At 60.8% G+C, this 3,567-nt stretch carries 4 protein-coding genes; 3 read left to right on the top strand and 1 reads right to left on the bottom strand.

Going from position 1 to position 3,567, the window contains the following annotated elements; translation table 11 throughout:
• Positions 1-51: 51 nt before the first annotated feature.
• Complete coding sequence (locus JWR98_RS28655) at positions 52-798, bottom strand: NRDE family protein (RefSeq protein ID WP_078735103.1); 747 nt, start codon at positions 796-798, stop codon at positions 52-54.
• A 122-nt stretch (positions 799-920) separates the two neighbouring features.
• On the opposite strand from JWR98_RS28655, the gene JWR98_RS28650 reads away from it, so the two are divergent.
• From JWR98_RS28650 to JWR98_RS28640, 3 genes are all read left to right on the top strand, one after another.
• Positions 921-1,703 (top strand): sulfite exporter TauE/SafE family protein, encoded by a 783-nt coding sequence (locus JWR98_RS28650; RefSeq protein ID WP_078735102.1) that lies wholly within the window; start codon positions 921-923, stop codon positions 1,701-1,703.
• Between the two features lie 80 nt (positions 1,704-1,783).
• Complete coding sequence (gene lgt, locus JWR98_RS28645) at positions 1,784-2,596, top strand: prolipoprotein diacylglyceryl transferase (RefSeq protein WP_205491841.1); 813 nt, start codon at positions 1,784-1,786, stop codon at positions 2,594-2,596.
• A gap of 52 nt (positions 2,597-2,648) precedes the next feature.
• Positions 2,649-3,482, top strand: coding sequence for a thymidylate synthase (locus JWR98_RS28640; RefSeq protein ID WP_010207295.1), 834 nt, complete (start codon positions 2,649-2,651; stop codon positions 3,480-3,482).
• The last annotated feature ends 85 nt before the right edge of the window (positions 3,483-3,567 follow it).

Genomic DNA, 3,567 nt, shown 5'->3' with positions numbered 1-3,567 from the left:
GAGCAAGTCGAATCGTCGCACCGCCCCTCCCACATTGGATTTGTGATGTGGTTAGAAATTGAGTTCTACCTCGCCCAACCGCCCACCTTGCGGCCCAAAACTGCGCTCCACCATCCGCCGCGTGCCATCGGCGTTCACAATCAATGCCGTACTCGCCCGTGTCCCATAAGTGGGGCTGGCGATAAACACGCTCGACAGCAGACTTTCGGTCGCCAGTCCCACACCGGTATCCGGCAGCTCGGCAAACGGCGCTGTCTGCGGATCGCTCAGAATCTCCAATAGTGCTTCGGGCCGCGGATCGGTGAGCAATTGGCTCAGCGCGGCTTTGGTCTTGAGCAGTTTTGGCCAAGGCGTGTCCAGCCCTGCGTTGGATAACCCATACACGCCCGCTTTCAACTGCATGGGTTCGGTGTGATGGGCGTTGTAGTGCCACAACTCATCCCGGGTCCCCACCAGCAGGTTAAACCCGGCATATTCAATCGAACGGCCGTTAACGTCGGCCAAATAATCCTCAATCGACAGCGAACCACTGAGAAACCGCGCCACCAGTTCCCCGCGGGACTTGCGTGCGGGTGGCTGATGCGGGTCGCGGATATTGGTCAGCGCGGCAAAACGCCCCTCGGCATTCACCCCCAACCAGGTACCACCCGCTTCCTGATCGCGACCGGCGTAGACGTGCGGCGCATCCGGCCACTGGGCCAGCGGCAGGCTGGGGCGGGCGTAGAACTCATCACGGTTGGCCGCGACGATCAGCGGTTGGGCGTGGCCCGGCCGCCAGGCGAAAACAATCAGGCACATCAGGCGATTTCCCTTTGTGGTTTTTTGCCACTCTACCCACACAACCGGAGGCGTTCCATCGTATCCAGTTGGGTAGCACGCCTTCCATCCGTTAACATGCCGGACTTGATTCGGGGGCTCCCATGGAATTTCTGCTGTATTTGCTGCTGGGCGCCTGCGCAGGCGTGCTCGCGGGGCTGTTCGGCGTCGGCGGCGGGATCATTATTGTGCCGGTGCTGGTGTTCAGCTTCACCGCGCAGGGCTTCGACCCGCAGGTGCTGACCCACCTGGCCGTGGGCACCTCCCTGGCGACGATTATCTTTACCTCGATCAATGCCGTGCGTGAACACCACCGGCGCGGCGCGGTGCGTTGGCCGATCTTCGTATGGATGACGGTCGGCATTTTGATCGGCGCAGGCTTCGGCGCGCTGACTGCCGAGGCGATTTCCGGCCCGCATTTGCAAAAGATCATCGGTGTGTTTGCGTTGGTCGTGGCGGTGCAACTGGGCCTGGATTTCAAGCCCAAGGCCAGCCGCACGGTGCCGGGCAAGGTCGGGCTGACCCTGGCCGGTACGGTAATCGGCTGGGCCTCGGCGATTTTCGGCATCGGTGGCGGCTCGCTGACTGTGCCGTTTTTAACCTGGCGCAGCGTGCCGATGCAGCAGGCAGTGGCCACCTCTTCGGCCTGTGGCCTGCCGATTGCCCTGGCCAGTGCATTAAGTTTCATGATTCTGGGCTGGCATGACCCGTTGCTGCCCGCTCATAGTCTAGGGTTCGTGTATTTGCCCGCGCTGCTGGGGATTGCTCTGACCAGTATGGTGTTCGCGCGCTTTGGCGCACGCCTGGCGCACCGCTTGTCGCCGCGCTTGCTCAAGCGGCTGTTCGCCGGCCTGCTGTTTTGTGTCGGTATAAATTTTCTGATTTGACGGCAGTTGCTGTAACGCACGCTTAATCGCGCCCGGGCATGGTCCGGTCGCTATAACGAATGATTTAACGAGGAGTCGCAATGCTGCCTTACCCGCAGATCGACCCGGTGGCCCTGGCCATCGGTCCGCTGAAAATCCACTGGTACGGGTTGATGTACCTGATCGGCATTGGCGGCGCCTGGCTGCTGGCGTCCCGGCGCCTGAACCGTTTCGACCCGACCTGGACCAAGGAAAAACTCTCCGACATGGTGTTCTGGCTGTCGATGGGGGTGATCGTCGGCGGGCGTCTGGGGTATGTGCTGTTCTACGATCTTCCTGCGTATATTGCCAATCCGATGCTGATCTTCGAGGTTTGGAAGGGCGGCATGGCGTTCCATGGTGGCTTCATCGGCGTGATGATCGCGGCCTGGTGGTTTGGCCGTCGCAACGGCAAATCGTTCTTCGAACTGATGGACTTCGTCGCGCCGCTGGTGCCGATCGGCCTGGGCGCCGGGCGTATCGGCAACTTCATCAACGCCGAATTGTGGGGCAAGCCGACCGACGTGCCGTGGGCCATGGTCTTCCCTGCGTTCAGCGATCCTGCGCAAATGCCGCGCCATCCGTCGCAGCTGTACCAGTTCGCTCTGGAAGGTGTGGCGCTGTTCCTTATCCTTTATCTTTTCTCGCGCAAGCCACGTCCGACCATGGCCGTTTCCGGCATGTTCGCGTTGTTCTACGGGATCTTCCGCTTCATCGTCGAGTTCGTGCGCGTGCCGGATGCCCAGCTGGGCTACCTGGCGTGGGGCTGGTTGACCATGGGGCAGGTGCTCAGCATCCCGATGATCCTGGCAGGCCTGGGCCTGCTGTGGTGGGCGTACAATCGCCCGCAGCCGTTGAAGAACACCGCGCTTTGAATTCGAATGCCGGGGCCTGCGAGGTCTCGGCTTCAACGATACAGGTAATGATATGAAGCAATATCTCGAGCTGCTGAACGACGTCGTGACCAATGGCCTGACCAAGGGCGATCGCACCGGTACCGGCACCAAGGCCGTGTTCGCCCGTCAGTATCGGCATAATCTGGCCGACGGCTTCCCGCTGCTGACCACCAAGAAGCTTCACTTCAAAAGCATCGCCAACGAGCTGATCTGGATGTTGAGCGGCAACACCAACATCAAGTGGCTCAACGAAAACGGCGTGCGTATCTGGGACGAATGGGCCACCGAAGACGGCGACCTGGGCCCGGTGTACGGCGAACAGTGGACTGCCTGGCCGACCAAGGACGGCGGCACGATCAACCAGATCGACTACATGGTTCACACCCTCAAGACCAACCCCAACAGTCGGCGCATCCTGTTTCACGGCTGGAACGTCGAATACCTGCCGGACGAGACCAAGAGCCCCCAGGAAAACGCGCGCAACGGCAAGCAAGCCCTGCCGCCGTGCCACCTGCTGTACCAGGCCTTCGTGCATGACGGCCATCTGTCGATGCAGTTGTACATCCGCAGCTCCGACGTGTTCCTTGGTCTGCCGTACAACACCGCCGCCCTGGCGCTGCTCACCCATATGCTGGCCCAACAGTGCGACCTGATCCCCCACGAGATCATCGTCACCACCGGCGACACCCACGCCTACAGCAACCATATGGAACAGATCCGCACCCAGCTGGCGCGCACGCCGAAGAAGCTGCCGGAGCTGGTGATCAAGCGTAAGCCTGCGTCGATCTACGATTACAAGTTCGAAGACTTTGAAATCGTGGGCTATGACGCTGATCCAAGCATCAAGGCCGATGTCGCTATCTAGGGCCTGACGCTGGCCAATGTGGGAGGGGGCTTGCCCCCGATAGCGGTGGATCAGTTAAGTGAAGAGTGACTGACACACCGCCATC

The organism is Pseudomonas lactucae (assembly GCF_016937615.1).
Classification (GTDB): domain Bacteria; phylum Pseudomonadota; class Gammaproteobacteria; order Pseudomonadales; family Pseudomonadaceae; genus Aquipseudomonas; species Aquipseudomonas lactucae.
This window is presented reverse-complemented; position numbering and strand designations above follow the sequence as displayed.

Excerpts from the sequence above, each read along its gene's own strand:
- JWR98_RS28655 (WP_078735103.1), bottom strand. The coding sequence starts at position 798 with ATGTGCCTGATTGTTTTCGCCTGGCGGCCGGGCCACGCCCAACCGCTG.
- lgt (WP_205491841.1), top strand. The coding sequence starts at position 1,784 with ATGCTGCCTTACCCGCAGATCGACCCGGTGGCCCTGGCCATCGGTCCG.
- JWR98_RS28640 (WP_010207295.1), top strand. The coding sequence starts at position 2,649 with ATGAAGCAATATCTCGAGCTGCTGAACGACGTCGTGACCAATGGCCTG.
- JWR98_RS28650 (WP_078735102.1), top strand. The coding sequence starts at position 921 with ATGGAATTTCTGCTGTATTTGCTGCTGGGCGCCTGCGCAGGCGTGCTC.